This window comes from Streptomyces hainanensis, from assembly GCF_004348415.1.
Taxonomy (GTDB): domain Bacteria; phylum Actinomycetota; class Actinomycetes; order Streptomycetales; family Streptomycetaceae; genus Streptomyces; species Streptomyces hainanensis.
Genome location: NZ_SMKI01000571.1, coordinates 1 through 4370, shown reverse-complemented (window position 1 = coordinate 4370; position 4370 = coordinate 1). Strand labels below are relative to the sequence as shown.

Annotated in this window: 4 protein-coding genes; all 4 read right to left on the bottom strand. The window is 70.8% G+C overall.

The window, feature by feature from the left end; translation table 11 throughout:
- Positions 1-26: 26 nt before the first annotated feature.
- The 4 genes from E1283_RS32660 to E1283_RS32645 are packed head-to-tail and all read right to left on the bottom strand — an operon-like array spanning position 27 to position 4235.
- A complete protein-coding gene (locus tag E1283_RS32660; RefSeq protein ID WP_132821783.1) occupies positions 27-1016 on the bottom strand; it encodes a zinc-dependent alcohol dehydrogenase family protein in 990 nt (329 codons plus the stop codon).
- On the bottom strand, positions 1013-1897 hold the full coding sequence (locus E1283_RS32655; protein WP_132821782.1) for a carbohydrate ABC transporter permease: 885 nt from the start codon (positions 1895-1897) through the stop codon (positions 1013-1015). The genes E1283_RS32660 and E1283_RS32655 overlap by 4 nt, the downstream gene beginning before the upstream one ends.
- On the bottom strand, positions 1894-2874 hold the full coding sequence (locus E1283_RS32650; protein WP_132821781.1) for a carbohydrate ABC transporter permease: 981 nt from the start codon (positions 2872-2874) through the stop codon (positions 1894-1896). The genes E1283_RS32655 and E1283_RS32650 overlap by 4 nt, the downstream gene beginning before the upstream one ends.
- The gene (locus tag E1283_RS32645; protein WP_132821780.1) at positions 2871-4235 is read right to left on the bottom strand and encodes an ABC transporter substrate-binding protein; all 1365 of its coding nucleotides are present in this window, start codon (positions 4233-4235) and stop codon (positions 2871-2873) included. The genes E1283_RS32650 and E1283_RS32645 overlap by 4 nt, the downstream gene beginning before the upstream one ends.
- Between the last annotated feature and the right edge of the window lie 135 nt (positions 4236-4370).

The following is a 4370-nucleotide window of genomic DNA, read 5'->3' as shown; positions in this document are numbered from 1 at the left end:
GGATCGGCGGGGGCCCGGGGGCGTCGTTACGGGACGACCACCGTCTTGCGGCCGATGCCGTCCGCGAACTGGCGCATCGCCTGCGGGTACTGGGCCAGCGGCAGCCGGTCGGTGATGAAGACCTCCGGGTCCAGGATGCCGGTGGCGAACAGCTCGGCGGCGCGCTCGTAGCTGTGCAGGACCGCCATCGAACCCGTGATGGTGATCTCCTGGTTGTAGATCTTGTACGGCTCGATCGTCGCCCGCGCCGCGTAGTCCGCCACGCCGAACTGGAGGAAGGTGCCGGCCTTCGCCACCCGGCCGAGGCCGTCCTGGATGGCGGCCGCGTTTCCGGTGGCGTCGATGACGACGTCCCAGCCCTGCGGCCGGTCGAGTTCGTCGGCCGACGCCGTCGCGCCCGTGCAGCCGAGCACGAAGGCGGTGGCGAGCCGGTCCGGGTTGACGTCGACGACGTCGACCCCGCTGGCGCCGGTCCGCTTGGCCAGCTCCAGCATCATCAGCCCCATGGTGCCGGCGCCGTAGATCAGCACCCGCGCGCCCAGCGTGGAGCGCAGCACGTCGTAGCCGCGGATCGCGCAGGAGAGCGGCTCGATCAGCGCCGCGTCCTGGACCCGGACGTGCTCCGGCAGCACCACGCAGTTGGCGGCCGGCGCCACCGCGAACTCGGCCGCGCCGCCCGGCATCGAGACGCCGATGGCCTGCCACCGGTCGCACAGGTTGGCGTGCCCGTTGCGGCAGTAGCGGCACTCGTGGCAGTAGAGGGAGGGGTCGACGGCGACCAGGTCGCCGACCGCCAGTTCCGAGACGTCCTTGCCGAGCGCCACGATCTCGCCGGCGAACTCGTGCCCGGGCACGATCGGCAGGCGGGGCGCGAACTCGCCCTGGAGGATGTGCAGATCGGTCCCGCACAGGCCGCAGGCGGCGACCCCGACGACGACTTCGCGAGGACCCGGGGTGGGATCGGGAACCTCGGTCACGCTGATCGTCCCGACGGACTCGATCAGGGCGGCTTTCACTTGACTGCTCCTAGAGACAGGCCCTGGACCAACTTGTCCTGGGCGGCGAAGCCGGCGGCGAGCACCGGCAGCGAGATGGCCAGAGCGGCGGCGGAGAGCTGGGCGAGGAAGAGGCCCTGGCTCGTGACGAAGCTGGTGAGGAAGACCGGGGCCGTCTCGGCGCGCACGCCCGTCAGCACCCGGGCGAACAGCATCTCGTTCCAGCTGAAGATGAAGCAGATCAACGACGTGGCCGCGATGCCCGGCAGGACCACGGGGCCGACCACCCGGGCCAGGATCACCGGGAGCCGGGCGCCGTCGAGTTGGGCCGCCTCGATGACGGAGGCCGGCACCTCGGCGAGGAACGACTGCATCATCCAGACGGCGATCGGCAGGTTCATCGACGTGTAGAGGAGGACCAGCAGCCAGATGTTGTCCAACATGCCGGTGTTGCGGGCGAAGAGGTAGATTGGCAGCAGGCCGGCGATGGCCGGCAGCATCTTGGTGGAGAGGAAGAAGAACAGCGCGTCCCGCCAGGCCCGCACCGGCTTGATGGCCAGCGCGTAGGCCGCCGGCAGGGCGAGCAGCAGCACCAGCAGGGTGGAGAAGACCGACGCGGTCAGGGAGTTGATGAGCGGCGGCCAGGGATCGGCGCCGCCGCTCGCGCCGAAGAACTCGCGGTAGCCGTCGAGGGTGAGCGGCGCGAGCAACGCCGGCGGGTTGCTGGCGGCGTCCGACTCGGAGTGGAACGAGGTCAGCGCCATCCAGGCGACCGGCAGGAAGAACACCAGACCGGCGAGCCAGGCGAGCGGCCCGAGGACGCGGGACCTGAGCGTCCTCGTGGTCGACGTCCGCACGCTGGAGGTGCCCCTGGTCGACGTGCTCGTGGCCGGGGTACTCATGCGCGGCTGCCCTCCTCGCGGAACAGGGAGGACACCACGCGCAGCGCGAACATGGCGAGGATCAGCGAGCCGATGACGACGAGCACGCCGGCCGCCGAGGCCACGCCGTAGTCCTGGGCCTGGGTGAACTCCTGGTGGATGACGTAGGGGAGGTTGGCGGTGCCGAGCCCGCCCGCGGTGATGGTGAACACGGCGTCGAAGTGCTGGACGATGTAGATCGAGCCGAGCAGGCCGCCGAGTTCCAGGTAGCGGCGCAGGTGCGGCAGGGTGAGGTAGCGGAAGATCTGCCAGTCGCCGGCGCCGTCGATGCGGGCGGCCTCGGCGAGGTCGAGCGGCCGGCTCTGGAGACCGGCCAGCAGGATCAGCATCATGAACGGCGTCCACTGCCAGATCAGGGCGACCTCGACGGCGATCAGCGGCATGTCCGAGATCCAGTCGGGCTGCGGCGCGGTGAAGCCGAACAGGTCGCCGAACCGCGCCAACAGGCCGTTGAGCAGCCCGTACTCGGGGTTGAACAGCACGTGCTTCCAGAGCAGCGCGGCCGCGATCGGCACGATCAGGAACGGCGCGATGGTCATGGTCCGCACCACCGCCCGGCCGCGGAACCTCCGGTCGAGCAGCAGGGCGAGGCCGAGGCCGAGCGCCAGGCTGACGAGGACCACGGTGGCGGTGAGCAGCGCCGTGGTGGTGACCGAGGAGCGCAGGTCGGAGTCGCTCAGCACGGTCGAGTAGTTGTCGAAACCGGTGAAGCCGCGGTCGTCGGGGTAGAGCGCGTTCCACTCGAAGAGGGAGATCACCAGCGTGGCCACGAAGGGCAGTTGGGTGACCGCGATCATGAAGACGAGGGCCGGTAGCAGCGGTGCCCTGGTGGCCCAGGCGCGGGCCCGGCCGGGCTTGGCCCGGGGCGGCACGACCGGCGTCCGGTCCGCCGCCCGGGTCGGCGGCGGGGACGCGGGTGTGGTGGCGGTGTCGCTCATCGGTTCCGGTACTCCTCCGCCACGTCCTCGGCCATCCGCTGCGCGTTCTCCAGCGCGTCGGCCACGCTCTGCTGGCCGGCGATGGCCGAGCTGATCTCCTGCGAGACGCGGGTGCCGAGGTCGGCGAACTCGGGGATGGTGACGAACTGGACGCCGGGCGCCGGGCGTTCCTGCACACCGGGGTTGATCGGGTCGGCCTCGGCGATGGCGTCCCTGGTCACCTCGTAGAACGCGGCCGCGGCCTCCTGGTAGCGCGGGTCGTCGTAGGTCGAGGAGCGCTTGCCGGCCGGCACGTTCTCCCAGCCGAAGGTCTCGCCGACCAGTTCCTCGTACTCGCTGCCGGAGGCCCAGGAGATGAACTCCCAGGCGGCGTCGGCGTTTCCGGAGGCCCGCTGGATGCCCCAGGCCCAGGTGTAGAGCCAGCCCGAGCTGTCCGTCTGCTCGACCGGGGCCGGGACGTAGCCGATGGAGCCGGCCACCGGCGAGTCGTCGGCCTCCAGGGAGCCGGCGCCGGCGGTGGCGTCGTACCACATGGCGGCGTTGCCCTGGACCATGTTGTTCAGGCACTCGGCGTAGCCGGCCTGGGCGGCGCCCGACTCGCCGTGCTCGCGGACCAGGTTCACGTAGAACTCGGTGGCCTCGACGAACTCGGGCGAGGTGAGGCCGGCCTGCCAGTCGGCGTCGAACCAGGTGCCGCCGAAGGTGTTGACGACGGTGGTCAGCGGGGCGATCACCTCCCCCCAACCGGGCAGTCCGCGCAGGCAGATGCCGGCCATCTCCGGCTCGGCCTCCTCCACCTGGGCGGCGAGGTCGGCGACCTCGGTCCAGGTGGGGCGCTCCGGCATGGTGAGGCCGTGCTCCTCGAACAGGTCGGTGCGGTACATGAGGAACGAGGACTCGCCGTAGAACGGCTGGGCGTACAGCTGGCCGTCCTCGCCGGTGAGGGAGAGGTTGATGGGTTCGAGGACGTCGTCGACGTCGTAGTCGGCGTCGGCCTCGACGTACTCGTCGAGGGAGTGCAGCCACTCGTTGCGGGAGAAGATCGGCGTCTCGTAGTTGCTGATGGTCGCCACGTCGTACTGGCCCGACTGGTTGGCGAAGTCGCGGCTGATGGTGTCTCTGACCTCGTTCTCCGGCAGCACCGTGAAGTTGACGTCGATGCCGGTCTCGGAGGTGAAGTGCTCCGCGGTGAGCTCCTGGAGCTGGGTCATCTGCGGGTTGTTGACCATCAGCACGTTGATGCTGTCGCCGTCGTCCGAGGAGCCGCTGCCCCCGGCTCCGGCGCAGGCGGCCAGTAGGGTCAGCGCCGCCGTACTGGCGGCGAGGGCTTGCGCGGTGCGTCGGCTCTGACTGGTGCGCATGGGGGGCTCCTCGGTGGGTCGGTGGGTCGGTGGCGCGTCGGTTCGTCGGTGCGTCGGTTCGTCAGTGCGTCGGTGGCGGGCGCCGAGGTGCCGGGCGCCGCGGCGGGCGCGGTGGCGCCGGCCGGTTCGATGAGC